This window comes from Spongiibacter tropicus DSM 19543 (assembly GCF_000420325.1).
Classification (GTDB): Bacteria; Pseudomonadota; Gammaproteobacteria; order Pseudomonadales; family Spongiibacteraceae; genus Spongiibacter; species Spongiibacter tropicus.
Map to the genome: position 1 here is coordinate 1,208,837 of NZ_ATUS01000001.1, position 18,454 is coordinate 1,227,290.

The following is an 18,454-nucleotide window of genomic DNA, read 5'->3' on the forward strand; positions in this document are numbered from 1 at the left end:
TGATTCAACACAGCAGCCCTCCCGAGTGATCAGCTTTTCTGCGCAGTTTGGGCAATTTTTTGCGCCAGACAGCGCATACGGAATTCCGTACCATGGCCGAGCAATGAATAAGGAGCTCTCAATGAGTGATGCACGCGGCGCAAGTATTCTGTTTATTCCCCACGGTGGCGGTCCCCTGCCGCTGCTGGATGACCCCGGTCATGCCCGGCTCAGCCAGTTTCTGCGCGACCTGGGAAAACAGCTGCCGCGCCCCGAGGCCATTTTGCTGATCAGCGCCCACTGGGAAGCCAGCGAAGCGCGCATTACCGGCGCCGCCCGCCCGGAGCTGATCTATGACTACAGCGGCTTTCCGGAGGAGTCCTACCACATTACCTATCCGGCACCCGGCCAGCCCACCCTGGCCTGTGATGTGCAACGCGCCCTGGTCGGTGCGGGGCTTCCTGCGCACCTCGATAACAGCCGCGGCTTTGACCACGGCATGTTCGTGCCGCTGAAGCTGATGTACCCCGAGGCGGATATTCCCGTGGTACAACTGTCGCTGCTGAGCAGCCTGGACGGCACCGCCCATATTGAGATGGGCCGGGCGCTGGCGCCGCTGCGCGATCGACGCCTGCTGGTGCTGGGTTCCGGCGCTACGTATCACAATCTTCAGGCCTACTTCAGCGGCCGCATGGACCGCAACGCTCACTTGGCGTTTGAGGACTGGCTGGACGCCCGCTGCTGTGATGATGGCCTGAGCGACGACCAGCGCCAGACCGCCCTCGCCAACTGGCCGCAGGCACCGGGCGGGCTGCACTGCCACCCCCGCGCCGAACACTTACTGCCACTGCAGGTATGTGCGGGCATGGCGACGGGGCCCGCCACGCGGATTTTCTTCGACGAGGTGATGGGCGAACTCAGCAGCGCCTTTCTGTGGCAGTACTGATCTGCTGAACGCCGCCCCGTGAGCGGTGTTTGCCTGATCGCGGTCGGCTGTGCAGAATGGAGAGCTGCACAATAATAAAAGCTGGGGAACTACCATGCCGCTACTCACCGATCCGCTTACCCTGCCCTGCGGCGCAACACTGCCCAACCGTCTGCTGAAATCGGCGATGACCGAAGGGCTGGCCGACGAACAGGACCACGCCACCGGCCGCCTGGCGCGACTGTATGAGCGCTGGTCAGAAGGCGGCACGGGCACACTGATTACCGGCAATGTGATGATCGACCGGCGCTTTCTGGAGCGACCCGGCAATGTAGTTATCGACCACAACGGCGGCGAAGCTCAGCTCAGTCACTGGGCGATGGCCGGTCAGCGCGCCGGCAATCAACTGTGGATGCAAATCAATCACCCCGGCCGCCAGTGCCAGAAAGTGGTGTCGTCGCAACCGCTGGCGCCCTCCGACGTGGGCATCAAGCTCGTGGGACTGTTCGGCCGTCCGCGCGCCATGACTGAAGATGATATTCAACGCGCCATCAGCGGCTTTGCCCGGGTGGCGGGCGTCGCCAAAGCCACCGGTTTCAGCGGTATTCAGATTCACGCCGCACACGGCTATTTGATCAGCCAGTTCCTGTCGCCCTTGGCGAATCGCCGCGACGACGACTGGGGTGGCAGTCTGGAAAACCGCGCCCGTTTTCTTCTCACTGTGATTCGTCGATGCCGCGAGACGGTAGGCCCCGACTTCCCGATTGCACTCAAACTGAATTCTGCCGATTTCTCTCAGGGCGGCTTCAGTCATGAGGACAGCCTGCAGGTGGCAAGCTGGGTGAGCGACGCGGGTATCGACCTGCTGGAAATTTCTGGCGGCACCTATGAAAAGCTGGCGCTGATGGGTGACCGCGACGAGAAGCTAGCCAAGGCGAGCCGCGCCCGCGAAGCCTACTTCCTCGACTATGCGGCGGGCATCCGCGAGGTCTGCAAGGTGCCGTTGGCGGTGACCGGCGGCTTCCGCAGCCGCAGTGCCATGCAGGACGCTCTGGACAGCGGCGCTCTGGATGTTATCGGCCTTGCCCGCCCCCTGTGCCTGCAACCCGACGTGCGCGACCTGCTCAGTGGCGAACAGGACGCCTTCCCAAGCTGGGAAAAAGAACTCCGCATCGGCCCCGGCTGGCTGGGCCCGCGCAGCCCCAACCGCAGCCTGCGCACCCTCAATTTCGGGCTGGCCACCCAGTGGTATTACCAACAGATTATTGCCTTGAGCGAAGGCAAAACCCCGCGCCCAAAACCCGGACTGATCACCCCCTTTGTTCGCCACACCGTCACCGAACGGCGGCTGGCGAAAAAGCGGGTGGCGCGGGGAAGCTAGGCGCTCACTCGGTCACCGCGGCCGACTGGGCGTAGGACTTCAGCGGCGGTTCTTCCGTCGCTAAAGATAAGTCGGGAAAGCCCTGCGCGCCCTCGCTGGCGAACACGTCGAGGAAGTCAGTCAACAGGCTGGGCGACAAGGCGGGCTCGGGTAGAAACGGCAGCAGACCACAGATTTCACCACCGGCGCGTTCGGGGCTGGCCGGACCGGGATTCGCCAGCGCATCGAGCACCAGTTCGAAGGTAGCGCGATCCGTCAAACCAATGGTGGCATGCTCCACAATGCGGCCGGGGCACACGTCCTGAATCAGAATATTGGCGACCTTGGGGTTGCCCTGCTGCCAGTCCAGCGCGGCTGTGGGCACAGGCGAGACGGGTTGCACAAGTTCATCAAACTGCGTGTAGATATTGCTGTAGTCGATCTCTCCCGGTGTTTCGTCTTCACTGTTGAGCGCCTGCATATAGTTGGAATCTGACCGGAACTGAAAGAACACCGCAGGCACCGGCAAGCCGAGGTCGCTCAGCGCGGCAATATCGATGCCGTGGTTGGGTGAGGCCAGCAGGATCATATCGTCGATTTTGTCGCGCAGACTGGGCCACCAGCGCACAGCCCAGCGCGGACCCATGCCGCCCTGGCTGTGGCCGATGATCGACACTTTGCGTCCGGTGTCGGCGATTTGGTCGATGGCATTGACGATGTACTCGGCAGAAATCTGCGCGTCGCCCAGACCGCGATCCGGGTAGGTGACAATACAAACATCGTAGCCCTGTTCCAGCAGCAGCGGCTCGTAATTCCAGCTCCACTGCTCTTCACCGTGGGTAAAGGTGCCGTGAACCAGCAGCACTACCGGCCCGGTTTCGGTAAAGGGATTGCAGACCAACGACTGGTTGAGCGTGGCCAGTTCGGTTTCGAAGGTCGGTTCCGCCAGCGCGGCCCCGCCACCGCCACTGCCACTGCTGCCGGATGAACTGGACGATCCGCCGCAGGCCGAGAGCAGCGCGACGAGCGGTAGAAAAAGAAAAACAGAGAGAGACCGAGAGCCGTTTCGGCGGCGTAACAACATGGGCGTATTCCTATTATGATTATAGGCCCGACAATAACACAGCATCAGAAGTTTGGTTTATTGCTCGACACTCATCTCTAAGGTTTCCGAGTCAGCCACGTCGTCGTCACTTATTTTCGGCGCGCCGAACAAGGTGGCCGAGGCCAGTAACAGGGCTTCGCAAATCGCCTCCAGATCCGCCTGATCGTTCATAATGGCTGCGGCCACGGTCGCGCTGATTTCGTGGCGAACCAGCCGTTCGTCGAGGTCGTCGATCAGGCAGCGACTGGCGAAGTCTGCTGACGCACGCAAGTCTTGCAACAAGGGCTCCAGCCCCGACTCTGGCGGCCCGTCATGCTGCACCTTGCGCAGGGCACGCAGCAACTCGGCCAACTGCAGGCGCAACTGGTCGTAGCGCGCCCTTACCACCGGGTTCGGCGACAAGGCGTAGCGCGACAGATGCTGGTGCAGGTGTTTCATGCCGCGCACCGCTTCCACAATCGCTCGGCTGGCTTGGCGCAGCAGATAAATCTGTTCTGCCACACTGCGGGTGGTCTCCTGACTTTGTGCGGCAACAATAAAGGCCACAATGTCCCCGTGCAGGCGTTTGATTTTTCCCTCATAGGCGTCTTCCACATCCAGCGCAATAATGCGCCGGGTGTTTGCCACCGCCATATGCAAGGGCTCGTCGGAGTCGATGGTTTTGCGGCTCAAGCTCAAACCATGTGCCAGCAAGCCGTAGGCGTTTTCGAAAAGATGCAGCACTTCCAGGCGCAGGGCATTGACGATGGTCGCCGGCGTTTCCAGCGCGTGGGGATTGAGGTACAGAGGCTGTTCAGTACCCTTGTCGCTGCTGCGCACATAGCGCAGTAATACCCGCTCAAGCAGACCAACAAAGGGCGCCAGCAACAGGACACCGAGAATGTTGAACAGGGTATGAAACAGCGCCAGCCGCAGCAGGTAATTGTCGGGCGCCAGACCGATCAAGCGGGCCAGCATGTCCACCAGTTCGGCCAGTGGCTGGAGAATCGCAATCGCCACCGTCGCGGTGATCACGTTAAATAACACGTGGGAACCGGCCAGGCGCTTACCCGCAAGGTTCGAGGTGAGACTGCCCAGCACAATGGTCACCGTGCTGCCGAGGTTGGCGCCGATCGCCAGCGCCAACGCGTTCTCGTAACTGACCTGCCCCGCCGACAGCGCGGTAATCACAATCAGCAACGTGGCGTGGCTGGACTGCATAATGACCGTAACCAACATGCCGATAAGCGTGTACAGCAGCACGCCTTTGAGCCCTGTCATGGCGTAGGCCGAGAGGTCCACCCCCTCCTGAAACCCGGCGAATCCCAGTTTCATGTAGTGAATACCGAGGAACAGGAAGGCCACGCCCAGCAGTAAATTACCGGCCGCACGCAACCCGCGCCCCCGCTGCATCATAAACACCATGCCAAACACCAGCATGGGCATGGCATAGCTGCCGATATCCAGCGACAGACCGGGACCGGCAATGAGCCAGGCACCGGTGGTGGTGCCGATATTGGCGCCCATGATAATGCCGATACCCGCCGCCAGACTGATCATCTCGGCGCTGACAAAGGAGATGGTAAGCAGTGACACCAGCGAGCTGGACTGCATCAGCGTGGTGCTGACCGCCCCCACCAGCAGGGACTTGCCGAAGCCGTCGGTAATGCGCTGCAACAGCGCTTCCAGTGCGCCACCGGCAAAGGTTTTAAAGCCCTGCTCCAGCAGCACCATGCCGAACATAAACAGCGCCACCCCGGCGGCGATATCGACAAAGTCGGCACTGCGCCACAGTCCATAGGCGAGCACCAGTAACACCAGCGGCAAAGAGAATTTCTTGAGCATCGAGACAGCCTGAAGACAATCCACTAACAGCCGTCATTCTCCAACGCGGCGACGGAAAACGCCAAGGCTAAAATTGATACTCGATATCGACGTAGGCCCGATCTCTATCGGCGAATTGACCAAAGTCGCCATCGCCTTGGCCGTAGAGCACATCCACACCCAACTTCACCGTTGTGCGCGCGCTGAACTGGTAATCCAGAAACAGCTTGGCGAGACCGTCGTGCCGGTCGAGGTCGTGTATCCACTGCAACTCGCTGTGCAGCGTGTCGTTCAGATAGTCCCGACGCAGTTGCAACGTGGCTCGCTGCTGCTGACGCGCGCGGGCGATATCGGGCGGGTCATCCATAACCTGGCTGTGAAAAAGCTGGGCGCTGATCAGCAGGTCGCGAATGCCGCTGTAATCCACCCCGAGCACGGCGCTGACTTCGTCCGACTTCGGCGCGACGGCGGCAGAGCCAGATAACTGCGGCGTGAAGCGCCGGTCGCGATGTAAACCCAGCTCGGCCCGCAGGGTGAACGCGCCAAAGGCATTGGACAGGGCGCTGCCGAAGGTCTGCATGCGGTAGTACCGTGGCTTAAGGCTAAGACGGCCATCAATCACATGCGGCTCGACTACCGGCGTGTCGTCGTAGTGATAGAGGTAATTCAGGGTGATGTCCCAGCCACCGGCAAAGGTCGTCAGCCGCAGGCCGCTGTCGGCATCGCGGATCGGGTCGTCGGGCTTCTCGCTCTGCCGGAGCAGGGCATCGCGGTAGCCGCGCAGCGCAAACAGGGCGTTTTCCTCCGGCAATTGCCGATAGGTCGGATCGGGCACCCAGATTAACTGCGCCGCCCAATCGCCCAGCGTGCGCTCGATATTCACACTCCACAGCGGAATGCGCCGCTCGTCCTGATCGGGCAAAATAAATTCCCGCCAGGTGGACGGGTTCACCAGATCCAATACCGTCAGCCCAAAGGCCGTGCCCCAGACAATCGACTGCTTGCCCAGACGATAGAAGGTATCGCCAAGGTAGCCATCGACGTACAGCTCATAGACCTCGGCCTCGCTGCGCGTGCCCATAAAATAGCGGCGCGACAGAGCGCTGCGGTACTGGCGTTCCTCGGGCGTGTCCGGCTCCAGCCGGTCGCGGTCTTCGTTGCGCAGACGGCCGTGGAAAAACAGCCGCGCACTCTCGCCAAGGTACTGGGTATGCTGGTAGTCGAAACGCTGCTCCAGCAGCGGTGCCTCGCTGTGGTCGAGGTCTTGAATGACGCGCAGGCGATAACTGCCCCGCCCTTCGGCCTCGGCCAGCGGCGCGGCAAAGCTCGCGGCACACAGCCACAGCAGAGCGCGGGCCCCGTGCCGCCCATTCATCTCAGCCCCCGCTCGAGGGTCTGGCGGGTAAACACGCGGTCGGCAATCGCCGTCTGGTAGTCGATATCGCTGAACTGCAGGCGGGTGCGATGGCCGGTTTTGTGATTGACCACCAGCACCTCGGTGGCGGTCCAGATGCCGTCGATCTGCTCAATCTGTTGATTGCGAATCGTCTTCAGCGGGTTGCCGGCAATATCCCAGGTGTCGATGCGGCGCGGCATGGCAATCGCCGTATCGATGCCGTACACCACTTTTGAGTAGCCGATCTCACGAAGAATCGTATCGTTGACCGGCGTGGCTTCAACTTCGGTGAGCCTGCGCCCCTCGTGCTCTACCTCGCCCAGCCAGCGGTAGTGGTAATCCGCCAGCTCAATTTTGTTTTCTTTTTTCACTTCCTCGTAGCTGAGGTCGGTGCCGAGGAAGTAGTCGCCGCGATCCGAGGCCGACACCCGCCGGACTTTGCGCAGGGCGGGCAGAAACAACCACTGATCGTCATCGACCGTCGCATCGGCGTAATCCCAGGTGAGAAAGCCGGTGCCGCGCACATTGCCGGGCTCGGTGTAGAAGATCACCGTCTTCTTGTCGTCGCCGAAATAGCGACGGTAGCCGATAGTCTTTTCGACGCGGGCAATGCCGCGCCGGTCGGTCAATTCCAGCGTCATCGTACGACTGAGCTGTTGGCCGTCATCGCGGGCATTGACCGCCGCCATCACCTCGCGGGCGCGATTGTCGGCCAGGGCCGACAGGGAGATGGACAGGCAACACACACTGAAAAACACGCGGGGGAAAATACGCATCACAAGGCACTCCTGTTCAGAAAACGGGGTTTGAATAACAAGGCCAGTGCCGGCAACAGGATCATGGCGGCAAGAAAGGCCGAGGCGACAGCGACGCCGACCAGCGCACCGAATTTCACCAGTGGCGGCACGGTCGAAGTGGTCAACACCGCAAAACCCAGCGCAATGGCGAGGAAGTTGAAAAACTGGGCGCGCCCCGTGGAGGCATAGACGCCACTCAGCGCGTCTCGCCAGTCACCCTGTTGTGACGACAGACGCTCGCGCAGGCTGTGCAGGGTATGAATGGAAAAGTCCACGCCCAGACCAATGGCAATGGAGGCAAACATGGAGGTGCTCACGCCCAACCAGATGCCAAACACCCCCATCACCGCGTAGACAAACAGCACTGCCACCGCGACCGGCAATACGGCAAAAACCCCGGCGACCACCGAGCGGAACAGCAGTGAGGCCATCAGCCACACGGCGCCCAGACAAAACACAATGCTGAGCAGGTTGGCGCGTACAATGCCGCGAATCCAGTGATAATCGACGTTCAAATCGCCGGTCAGGGTGGCCGTCGCCCCGGCATCGGGATAGTGCTGCTGCAGCCAGTGCTCGGCCGCTTCCACCAAGCGAACATTGTCCTGATAGCGGTTGGCCGACACATTGGCGCGAATCAACGCCAGCCGCCGCTCACCGTCGATTTCCTCCTCGAAGTCCGCCGGGTCACCGGAGGCGGAGTACAGCAGAAACAGCTGGGCGATCAGCGTCTTGTCATCGGGGATGCGGAAATAGGCCGGATCATCCTCGTTGACGGCCTGATACATGCGCTTGATGTAATCGACGATGGAGGTGGTGCCGCCGACGCCGGGCAGGCTTTCCAGATAGCGCTGGGTTTGCTCCATGCGCAGCAGTACATCAGGGGAATAAATCCCCTCGGGCTGGTCAGCTTCGATCACCACATCCAGGTAGTAGGTGCCGTCCATCAAGCGATTGATTTCCCGGTCGGCTATAAAGATAGGCTCGGAGGACTGAAAGCTGGCAATACGTTCTTCATTCGCCTCCACCCAAACCGAGCCGACACCGCCGAGCAGCGCCGCGAGCAAAATGACCGTCGCCGCTCTTCCGGGGCGCGCCAGCACGACGCGGCCCAGCCGGTCCATTGCCCGCGCCGAGGCATTGCTCTGTGCCAGCGGCTGCTGGCCGACCGCAAAACTGCGACTGGCTTTGGGCCGCAATAGCGACAGCAGGCTGGGCAAGGTGGTCATGGAAAACAGCCAGGCCAGTGCCACGGCCAGCGCGCCGAATACCCCAAAGTAGAAAATCGGCGGCATAGTGGTGGTCAGCGCCAGCGCCGCAAACCCTGCGATGGTGGTCAGCGAAGTCAGCGTGATGGGACGCCACATGGCCGCCATACTGCGCGCCACAATCGTGCGGCCATCGGCATCGGGATCGCGGCGGATTTCCTCATAGTACTGGCTGAAAATATGCACAGAGTCAGCCACCGCAATGCCGATCATGCACACCATCAGGCCGTTGGTAATCACGTAGAAACTCACCCCGGCAGCGGCCATACTGCCGACGGTGGTGGCGACGGTCATCAACACAATCAGATTCGGCAAAATGGCGCTGCGCAGGCTGCGAAAGGCCAGCAACAACACCAGCGTAATGACCACCGCCGCCAGTGGGTTCAGGCGCTGGGCGTCGCGGTCCACATAGCTGGACAGATAGGCCGCCACTGCGCCCTCGCCGGTCACATGGAGACGGTCGCCGGGCGACAGCGGGGCTTCATCCAAGGCGCTGACAATGGCGTCGTAGGTCTCGGTAGCCTGATCGGGATTAATCAGCTCGGCCACTACCAGCGTGGCCTGACCGTTGCGCGCCACCAACGCGCCCTGAAACAGGGGGAAGCTGTCCACCCCCGCCCGAATGCGGGCGAGTTGCTCGGCGCTTTCCGGCAGCGGGTCGAAGAAATCCTCCAGCTCCATTCCCTCGTCTGTGCCGGTGATAAAGGATTCGGTGGCCAGCGATGTCACCCGGTCGGGATCGATATTCGGCGTGTGTTGCAGGCGCTCGGTCAGCCAGGCCAGCAGCTTCATCGAACCGGGGTTGTAGATGCCCGCGTCTCCCTTGTTCACCACCGCCACCACGATGGGATCGGACAGACCAAAAATTTCTTCTACGCGATCTCGGTTGAGCAGCGCCGCGTCCTGCGGATCGATAAAGGCATCGGAACTGGTGTCCTTGTTCAGGCCGGGCGCCTGCGCCGCCAGCCCCAGAAACAGCGCGATTGACAGCCCCAGCAGCGCCCAGCGCCACTGGAGAAGCTGTTTGAATACCCCTTCTGCATTCATGGTGTTCTCCTTCTCATTTAGCGCCGCCCAAAGTCGGCGCCGCCATGTAGTGTATATACACGTTACGGGCCAAATTTTTTTAGCCGTCGTCACCAAAAGCGATATCGAGCAACCAGTCTTTATTCTCTTCCCAGCGTTGCTTGCCCACCCGGCGCTCGAAGCGTTCTTGCACGGCTGCCCAGGCGGGCAGCGCGCGCGCCAACAAGGCCTCGCCATCAGCCGTCAGCGACATTCTCTGCTCCCGGCGATAGCCCTCCGGCCCCAGGCGCAACCAGCCATTCTTTTGCATCAGTTCCAGCGTGCGCACCAGTGAGGTCCGCTCCATGGCGAGCCCTTTGGCGAGCTTGGACGTCGAGCTGGGATTCAGTCCGGCAATGGCGGCGAGCACGGTGAATTGAGTGACTTTCAGGCCGAAAGGCTTGAGGGCGTCGTCATAGTCGCGGGTAATACGGCGGGCCGCCGCGCGAGCACGGTAGGCGGCGCAATGGCCGTAGACTTTTTGCAGGTCGTCGTTATTCATGGCTGAGAGACTAAACCGTGTATATACACATGTAAAGCCTCTCACAGCATTTTTTTAAGCCTGCGTCGACATACGCTAGGGCTTGAAGACGTCCATGCTGCCGACCGTGGCGCGATTGTCTTTGTGGCGAGAGCACAGCAGCCAGACGCCGTCGCGCCGCACCCAGCGGTCGGAGTAATTGCCCAATGTGCGGAAGCTCAGTTCGCTGGCGGGGTCTTTGCTCAGATGCAGATCGGCGACGTAGGTCTCACTGTAAGCGCTGTCGCCACGCACCTCGATGAGGAAGTTACCCAGTAAATGCTGGCTGGGACCACAGGCTTCGAGATAGGGGCGAATCGACGCAACGACTTCGTCTCTGCCGACCACCGGCCCGAGACCAAAATCGGCCACGGCATCGTCGCTGAGAATCGCCGCCATGGCGGCCCAGTCGCGCGCATCCATCGCCCGCGCAAAGCGGATCAATTGCTGTTGAATGTCGCGTTCGGCGAGCAGCGTTTCCAACGTAGTGTGTGCCAAGAAGAAGAACTCCCTTATCCATCATTGCCCTCGCTGCGGCGGCTGACGCAGCGATATTGAGGGCAGAGATTAAAACACCCGGAAGCGTCTTTGCACATGCTGCTGACGGATGGCAATCTGCTGACGGCGCTGCTCAGGGCTGATCTGCGGCGTGCCCTCGGGAAACATTGCCACAATCTCGCTGAAGGCGATCTTGGTCGCCTGAATCGTCGGCCACTGCGCTTTAGGCGGCAAGGTGGAGTAGGCCCAGCGATTCGACAGGTAACCCTGCGGCAGCCCTGTGGTATCAATCCAGTTGGGCACGCCGGGGTCACGATGCGCCACCACCCAGCGCTGCACGCCGTCGCCATCGTCATGCATCTGAAAGCCATTCAGGCTGCTCTGATGATTGGCATAGTCCGGCGACTCGCCCCAGAGATTGCCGAGATGCAGGCCGCTGTACACCGGTTCACCGTGGTAACGCGCTTCGATGTACAGCGCCTCATCCTCGGCCAGATCGAACATGCCGCCCGCATAGATATTGGTGCTCATTCCGCCGCCGGTATCTCCCGACGCCGCATTGGGCTGGTTGTAGGCATTCACCGGCATGTAATAGCGCCCGCCGTCGTCATGGCGCTGATGACAGTTGAGCACGCGGTCGTAAAACGACTGCCAGAAGCGCATCTGACCACTGACAATTTCACCCATGCGACGCAGCTTTACGGCAGCGTGCTCGCTATCCAGCGGCGCAGGCGGCAGCCCCTCGTCGTCCAGTGCGGTAATCGTCAGCGGCACGGGGACTTCTCGCGCCCAGTCGTAGAACAGCTGACGACCGCTGATGTAGGTGGCGTAGCGGTCACCGCTCTCCGGAGCACGCGACGACGGCGGCTTGCGGGTGGCGAAAAAGTTGCCGGTATAGCCCTCCGGGCGCTCGGGTGCGAGCAGGATTTCCAGCGTATTGTCATCGCCAATTTGCAACTGACTGATATCCAGCGCGCCAAAGCCGGTGCGGCCGCCGGGCATCAACTCGCGCAGATCGCCGGTATCACCGGCAATCGGGCCGCCCGTCACTTCAAAAATCAAGTACTGCGGTGCCAGCGGCCCCTGCTCTGCCCTCGCCTGTCCCTGCCAGTGGCGGCAGTCGGGCAGCGTCGCGGTGACTTTGTAGCGCTTGCGGCCATCGATGGGCGCGTAGAAATAAATCGCATCCGCGTTGTCGATAGTGGCCTTGTTGTACACCGACAGGGCGTTGCGAAACGCCGGTCTGTCGGGATCTTCGTGGAAGGCGCGCTCCACCGCATGGTGCATAAAACCTGACAGGTAACGATAGCCCTCGGCCAGTACCCGGTCGCTGGCCTCCGGCGGCGCGTATTGGGGCTGGTCGATCACATCCCGCGCCTGCTGCAGGCTGGCGATCATGTCGTCCCAAGCCGCGCGCAGGGTGTCGGCGGCCTGTTCGGGTGGCAACTGCTCGGTACTCATTGCTCGGACTCCTTATCAGTCGTATTGCGGTCGGCATCGATCTCGGCGGGCATCAGGGCATCCCCCAGCCGCGTGCTGCCATCCAGGCTGTAAACATCTTGCCCAGTGGCGTGCAGCAGGCGGCGACTGTAGGCGATTTGCCCGACATAACGCCCCGTACACAGCAGCAGCGCCGCCTCGATCATGACCTCGACCGGCTCCGCCATATCGGGATGACGGCGCGCAATATCGCGGACCTGCTCGGCACCCGGCGTGAGCACAATGCTCTCCGGTGCCAGACTGTTCACCCACACCCCCTCGCCGGCCACTTCATGGGCCAGGCCCTCGGTATAGCGATTGAGTGCCGCCTTGGTCGCCCCGTAGGCGGCAATCACATGGGCCGCCACCGCCGAGTCGCGATAGGGCACCAACGGCTGCTCGCTGGTCGCCGAACTGATGTTGAGAATCCAACCTGCCCCGCGTTCACGCATCCCCGGTAGCGCCTGTTGCGCCAGATCGATAGGGGCATTCAGGTTCAGCTCCATCATCCAGCGACGGTCGTCCGCGCTCACCTGACTGGGCAGCCCCATTTTGGCGCCCGCCGCATTGTTCACCAGAATGTCCAGCGGACCGACTTGCTGCTGAGCCCGCGTAATCAGGTCGGCGCGAGCGTCGGCGTCGCTCAAATTGCAGACGACGGCGTGGGCTTCACCGCCTGCGCGCCGAATCCCCTCAACCGCCGATTCAAGCGTGCCCGGCAGGCGGCCATGACTCCCCATGCGCGACGCGACCAAGATAAGTCGTGCACCTTCGGCGGCAAAGCGCTGCGCCATCGCCAGACCGATGCCGCGACTGGCGCCGGTAATCAGCGCGGTTTTTCCCTCCAGTCGATTCATGCCTGCTGTCCCTCAAGCGTTGCCTCGCTCACACGCGGCCACTGGTATTGCTCGAACAGGGGCGCGAGTCGCGACTCGATGTCTTCCACTGCCAAATCGTAGTCGTCGATGCTGTATTCAAAATGAGTCGCGTGCCCGCGCTCTCGATCTTCCTGGTCGACTAACCACTGCTCGTAACTGGGTGATACCGACATGCCCAATGCGGCGTAGATGCGGTGGACGGTTTCCCGGGGCTGGCGGGTGATATCACGATAATCCACAAAGATCTGCGGGGTCGCCTTGTGCTTCGCCAGCGCCTGTCGGGGCCACAGCAGCGAGTCGAAGGAAATTTCAGTCATCGCCTGCAGGGAGGGGCCGTACTGCTCGGGCGTCCAGCCCTTGCCCTTCCAGGTCAGTTCCAGCAGTTTCAGGGTGCTGGGAATACACTGCGTGGGGTTGCGCACCATGACCGCGATGCGGGCATCGGGGAAGGTTTCAATCAGCGCCTCGACCCAACCGCTCATCAGCGGATTTTTGCTGAGGTGGATGCGGTCGCCGCCGTTGAGCAGCAACTGCCGTTTCACACATTCGCGGTAGTGGTGCAGCCAGCGCCGACGCTTTTTTGCCGGCATTTGATCGACGTGAAACAGGTCGACCTGATCCATCATCGGCACGTCCAATGCCCATTGCTGCGACAAAAACGCCGCCTGCATAACGAACTGATCCTCTTCCGCATTCCACAGGCTCATGTCATGGATATGGCGGAAGCGGCCGAAAGTGCGGTCGTCCCAAGCCCGCAGGCGACGAATACAGGGGCCACCCATCGCCCGATCCAGCTTGCCCAGCCAGCGGATCACCCGCTTTTGCAGCAGCGAAGGGAAAAACAGCTCCCAGTAGAGGAAGTAGCTGAAGTTATCGCCGTCAGCAGCCAGCAGGCGGTGCGCCAACGTGGTTCCGCTGCGGGCATGCCCCACGATAAAGACCGGGCGCTCGACGCGCTGCCACCACAAACGGGGAAACAGCAGATAATCCAGCAGGAAGCACAGGCTGTTGAACAGCGTCAGCACCGGTACGACAATCAACAGTCGCAGCAGCATCTTGCGCCGCCCCGGCCAACCGCGCAGCGACCAGACATGGCGCAACACTTTCAGATAAGTTTCGATATCGACGTACACAAAGCACTCCCGTCACAGTAGGATGCTCTGTAGCCTAGGCACAGGAATGCAGCGCGACAACTGGCATTACCGCCATCCGCATAAGTAGCTAAGCCATTGATAAAAAATAGTTTTTTATAACAACAACACGCCGGGCAACCGCGCCCTTACATTTTACGAGCCACCATGCCGCCAAACACGCCACCCCGCCCACGCAAACGCCCCAAACAGAGCCGCTCGCTGATGACCGTGGAAGCCATTCAGCAGGCCTGTCTGAAAATTCTGGAGAAAGAGGGCGCCGAGCGCCTGACGACCCAGCATATCGCCGATGTGGCCGGCGTAAATATCGCCTCGCTGTACCAGTACTTCCCCAGCAAAGAGGCGATTCTCAGCGAGGTTTACGACGCATTGCTGGAAGAGCTGGCAGAGAATGCCCGGCGACGTTTTCGCGATATTCAGGCCCTGTCGAGTTGCTCTGTTCGGGACACGCTGGCGGCGATTATCGCGCTGGAATGCGAGCAACTGCTGGCCCTGCAGAAGCTCGATCCGGAATTTTTCCGGGAGTATCAGCACAGCTTTGATATCCACCAGCGCGTGAACCGTCTCACGCAGGCGCTGAACAATCCGTCCTGGGAGGAATGGCTGGAACAGTGGTTATCCGGCAAATGCTGCCACGGGAATCCCGCACTGCGCAGCCTGCTCGTCAGGCAAACGCTGCAGGGCAATCTGCGCCAGGCCCTGAGCCAGCAGCCTTCCCTGCTGGCCGAACCGGCCTTCAGAGAGGAGCTGCTGCAATTGCTACTGGCTTATCTGACCGGGGAAAACCGCTAGCGCGCGCGAGCGGCAATCCGGCGGTATTCGCGGTATTCCGGCAACCAGAAGTTGCGCTCGATGGCGTCGTACAGTTCCTCGTCACTGCGCTCTACAGCCAGCCCCTCGGCCTGAGCCACCTTGGCCACCGCAAAGGCGATTTCACGACTCAGACGCGCCAGCGAGGTCAGCGGTGGCAGCAGCACATTGGGTTTGGTGTGATACGCCGAGGCACTCTCAGCCAGACAGCGGCTGGCGGCCATCAACATGCCATCACTCACCCGGCTGGCTTTGCTGGCAATGACGCCGAGACCAATGCCGGGGAAAATATAGCTGTTATTGCACTGGGAGATTTCATAGCGCTCGCCCTGGTACACCACCGGCTCGAAGGGACTGCCGGTAGCTACGATGGCCTGCCCACTCGTCCACGCCAGTACCTGTTCAGGACGCGCCTCAACCTGTCGGGAGGGATTACTCAACGGCAGGATAATCGGCCGCTCGCAACGCTCGTGAATGGCGCGAATCGCCGCCTCACTGAACAGCCCCGGCTGACCGGATACGCCGATGAGGATGCCGGTTTGGATATGGTTCGCCACGTCCAGCAAACTGGGGTACTCGCCCTCGTACTGCCAATCGGCGACGACATGATGTGGCTGCGCCAGCCGGGCCTGAAAATCCCGCAGCCCAGTCATACCCTCAACCAGCAGACCATAGCGATCTACCATATAAACCTGTGAGCGGGCACTGGGCTCATCCAGCCCCTCATCAACCATGGCGCGGATCAGTTGCTCGGCAATACCGCAACCCGCCGAACCGGCGCCGACAAAGACAATATTCTGGTCCCGCAGGCGCTCGCCTTTCCGCGCGCAGGCCGACAGTACCGTTCCTAACGTGACGGCAGCGGTACCTTGAATATCGTCGTTGAAACAGCACACCGAATCCTTGTGGCGTTCCAGAATCGGCATGGCATTGGGCTGCGCGAAATCCTCGAACTGAATCAGTACGCCGGGCCAGCGGCGCTGGGCCGCCTCGATAAACTGGTCGACAAAAGCGTCGTAATCATCGCGACCGATACGCGGGTGGCGCATGCCCATATACATGGGGTCGTCGAGTAACTTCTGGTTATTGGTGCCCACATCCAGCACCACCGGCAGGGTGTAGGCCGGGCTGATGCCGCCGCAGGCGGTGTACAGCGACAGCTTGCCGATGGGAATACCCATGCCGCCAATGCCCTGGTCGCCCAGACCCAGTACGCGCTCGCCGTCGGTAACCACCAGCACCTTGACCTTGTCTTTGGTGACGCTGTGCAGAATGTCATCCATGAACTCCCGCTCTTCATACGACACGAAGATGCCGCGGGCACTGCGGTAAATATCGGAAAAATGCTCGCAGGCTTCGCCCACCGTGGGGGTATAAATAATCGGCAGCATCTCTTCGAGATGGTCGTTGAGCAGGCGGTAAAACAAGGTTTCGTTATTGTCCTGCACTACGCGCAAATAGATGTGTTTGTTAATGGGCTCGTCGAAGCTGCAGTACTGCATGTAAGCCCGTTCAACCTGCTCATCAATACTTTCGTAACGCGGCGGCAACAGCCCCATCAGATTAAAACTGCGACGCTCACGCTCGGTAAACGCAGAGCCTTTGTTCAACAACGGTGTTTCCAGCAGGGCGGGACCAGCAACAGAAATATAAAGCGGCTTCTCCGAGTTCATGGCAGACCTTATTGGCAAAGGATGAGAGGCGCTGACGAACGTCTGCGCCGATCTGCCAAGTATACCCTATTCCCCCCTCTTCAGGTCCGGGAGAAACACGCACACTACGCGAACAATAAGGAACTCTCGCGATTACTTTGCCCGGCTGTACAAATACACCGCCAGTGCTTCGCGCTGCCCTGCATCCAGTTCAAACCTGGGCATGGGTGGCGTGGGCGCCAAAAAGAAATCCGCCAGCTCCGCCAGGTTATAGCGGGCACTGACGCTCTCCAGATGGCGGATAGTGGGCAGCGCATGGCAACTGTCACAGGCTTTGCTCTGATACAACTGCTCGCCCTGTTCAAGCAAGGCCTGACGCTGATCGGGCGAGTAAGCCGCCAAGGCCTCTCCCGCCGACGGCAGCTTGCGGCTTGCCACCGCAGCGCGTTGATCATCGCCCTGCCCTGAGCGAATCAGGTAGATCCGTCCGGCGTAATCGTCGGACACAAAAATTCGGCCATCAGCGGCTTCAACAACATCCACCGGGCGACCATGCAGATCGCTACCCTGCAAAAAGCCAACGAGGAAATCGTCCTCGACGATATCGCCATCATCCAGCCAGCGCAGTGCGACCACTTTGTAGCCGTCGGGCTCGCTGCGATTCCAGGAGCCGTGCAAGGCCACCAGAGCCATTTTCTCGTCATTGTCCTGGTGTTGCAGAAAACGGATACCGAGCGGCGCGTTGTGCGCCCGGAATTCATGCACGGGCGGGCGGTTGGCGGGCATATTCTCCGGAAGACGATGACCGAAGTCCGGATCGGGCGTGGTGGCATTGAAATACGGCCAGCCGTAAAAGCTGCCTTTTTCAATCCGGTTCAGCTCACAGGGGGGGAAGTTATCGCCAAGCAGGTCTCGGCCGTTATCCGTCGCGTAGAGCGCGTCGTTCCACGGCGCCCAGTCAAACCCAACGCTGTTTCGCAGCCCGGTCGCCACAATCTCCAACTCACTGCCATCAGCCTGCAAGCGCATCATTGTCGCCCGCTGGGGGTCGGTTTCCTCGCAGACGTTACACGTAGAGCCGGAACTGAGGTACAACCAGCCATCAGGACCAAAGCCAATGGTTTTACTCCAGTGGTTGCCCCGGTCACCCAGACCATCAAGGATGCGTGTGTAATCCCCTTTGATCTCGCCGCGCTCCACATCCAAGGCAATTTTGCCGATGCCGTCTGACTCCGCCACATAAAGCCAGCCATCGCGAAGTGCCAACCCTTGCGGGCGCTTCAAGCCACGCAGCAAAATGCGCTCACTGTCGGCACGACCATCGTTATTCCCATCCCGCCCCAGCAGTAATACTTCGCCACTGCGGGGACGGCTGACCAGCAGGTCACCAGCGGACGTAACCGCCATAAACCGCGGATTACCCAGCCCCTCGGCATACACTTCTACGCGATACCCAGACGTCACTCGCAAAGGTAGCAAGCCTTTCTCGGGGGTTCCCCTGCTATACCCTACTGCCGCGTGCACCAGCGCGCGTGACGCCGTTGCCATGCCGGGAGATCCCAATTCCATCACGGCAAAAGGGGCGGCCAGGGTCAGCACTGCCAGAGTAAACAGGCCCGCCAGTAACATCATCGCTTTGCGTTTCATTCGTCTCCCCACCGGCATATGCCGACTGCCATCAGTGAGCTGGATTCTAGCAGCTTGGCGGGAATTGGGAGAAAGACAGGGAGCCAATACAAAAAAGCCGCGCATGTTGCGCGGCCAATGGGAG

The 18,454-nt window shown here is 60.8% G+C and carries 15 protein-coding genes; 3 read left to right on the forward strand and 12 right to left on the reverse strand.

Going from position 1 to position 18,454, the window contains the following annotated elements; genetic code table 11:
* The first annotated feature begins 121 nt into the window (after positions 1-121).
* On the forward strand, positions 122-925 hold the full coding sequence (locus tag G411_RS0105750) for a DODA-type extradiol aromatic ring-opening family dioxygenase (RefSeq protein ID WP_028968185.1): 804 nt from the start codon (positions 122-124) through the stop codon (positions 923-925).
* Between the two features lie 94 nt (positions 926-1,019).
* Positions 1,020-2,285: an NADH:flavin oxidoreductase/NADH oxidase family protein gene (locus G411_RS0105755; protein WP_022958225.1), complete on the forward strand. Its 1,266-nt coding sequence runs from the start codon at positions 1,020-1,022 to the stop codon at positions 2,283-2,285.
* 4 nt (positions 2,286-2,289) lie between these two features.
* On the opposite strand, the gene G411_RS19520 is transcribed toward G411_RS0105755, so the two are convergent.
* The 10 genes from G411_RS19520 to G411_RS0105805 form a co-directional block, all read right to left on the reverse strand.
* Positions 2,290-3,348, reverse strand: coding sequence for an esterase/lipase family protein (locus G411_RS19520; RefSeq protein WP_022958226.1), 1,059 nt, complete (start codon positions 3,346-3,348; stop codon positions 2,290-2,292).
* Positions 3,349-3,405: 57 nt separating this feature from the next.
* On the reverse strand, positions 3,406-5,193 hold the full coding sequence (locus tag G411_RS19525) for a Na/Pi cotransporter family protein (protein WP_022958227.1): 1,788 nt from the start codon (positions 5,191-5,193) through the stop codon (positions 3,406-3,408).
* Between the two features lie 67 nt (positions 5,194-5,260).
* Positions 5,261-6,547: a DUF1302 family protein gene (locus G411_RS0105770; RefSeq protein WP_022958228.1), complete on the reverse strand. Its 1,287-nt coding sequence runs from the start codon at positions 6,545-6,547 to the stop codon at positions 5,261-5,263.
* Positions 6,544-7,344: an outer membrane lipoprotein-sorting protein gene (locus G411_RS21340; protein WP_051151255.1), complete on the reverse strand. Its 801-nt coding sequence runs from the start codon at positions 7,342-7,344 to the stop codon at positions 6,544-6,546. The genes G411_RS0105770 and G411_RS21340 overlap by 4 nt, the downstream gene beginning before the upstream one ends.
* Positions 7,344-9,677, reverse strand: a complete 2,334-nt coding sequence (locus G411_RS19530) for an efflux RND transporter permease subunit (protein WP_028968187.1) — start codon at positions 9,675-9,677, stop codon at positions 7,344-7,346. The genes G411_RS21340 and G411_RS19530 overlap by 1 nt, the downstream gene beginning before the upstream one ends.
* 79 nt (positions 9,678-9,756) lie before the next feature.
* The gene (locus G411_RS22245) at positions 9,757-10,197 is read right to left on the reverse strand and encodes a MarR family winged helix-turn-helix transcriptional regulator (protein WP_028968188.1); all 441 of its coding nucleotides are present in this window, start codon (positions 10,195-10,197) and stop codon (positions 9,757-9,759) included.
* A 75-nt stretch (positions 10,198-10,272) separates the two neighbouring features.
* Positions 10,273-10,713 carry a nuclear transport factor 2 family protein gene (locus tag G411_RS0105790; RefSeq protein ID WP_022958230.1) on the reverse strand — a complete coding sequence of 147 codons (441 nt, stop codon included), beginning with the start codon at positions 10,711-10,713 and terminating at the stop codon, positions 10,273-10,275.
* 69 nt (positions 10,714-10,782) lie between these two features.
* Positions 10,783-12,174, reverse strand: a complete 1,392-nt coding sequence (locus G411_RS0105795) for a hypothetical protein (RefSeq protein WP_022958231.1) — start codon at positions 12,172-12,174, stop codon at positions 10,783-10,785.
* Positions 12,171-13,049 (reverse strand): SDR family NAD(P)-dependent oxidoreductase, encoded by an 879-nt coding sequence (locus tag G411_RS19535; RefSeq protein ID WP_022958232.1) that lies wholly within the window; start codon positions 13,047-13,049, stop codon positions 12,171-12,173. Before G411_RS19535 ends, G411_RS0105795 begins: the two co-directional genes overlap by 4 nt.
* Entirely contained in the window at positions 13,046-14,203 is a 1,158-nt protein-coding gene (locus G411_RS0105805; protein ID WP_022958233.1) for a sulfotransferase family protein, read from the reverse strand. The genes G411_RS19535 and G411_RS0105805 overlap by 4 nt, the downstream gene beginning before the upstream one ends.
* Positions 14,204-14,368: 165 nt before the next feature.
* Here G411_RS0105805 and G411_RS21345 point away from each other — a divergent pair, with 165 nt between their 5' ends.
* Positions 14,369-15,013, forward strand: a complete 645-nt coding sequence (locus G411_RS21345) for a TetR/AcrR family transcriptional regulator (RefSeq protein ID WP_022958234.1) — start codon at positions 14,369-14,371, stop codon at positions 15,011-15,013.
* Here G411_RS21345 and G411_RS0105815 read toward each other — a convergent pair.
* Together G411_RS0105815 and G411_RS0105820 are read right to left on the reverse strand one after the other, a co-directional pair.
* Positions 15,010-16,704, reverse strand: coding sequence for an NAD-dependent malic enzyme (locus G411_RS0105815; RefSeq protein ID WP_022958235.1), 1,695 nt, complete (start codon positions 16,702-16,704; stop codon positions 15,010-15,012). The two genes, G411_RS21345 and G411_RS0105815, sit on opposite strands and share 4 nt — an antisense overlap.
* 132 nt (positions 16,705-16,836) lie before the next feature.
* Complete coding sequence (locus tag G411_RS0105820) at positions 16,837-18,330, reverse strand: PQQ-dependent sugar dehydrogenase (protein ID WP_022958236.1); 1,494 nt, start codon at positions 18,328-18,330, stop codon at positions 16,837-16,839.
* Between the last annotated feature and the right edge of the window lie 124 nt (positions 18,331-18,454).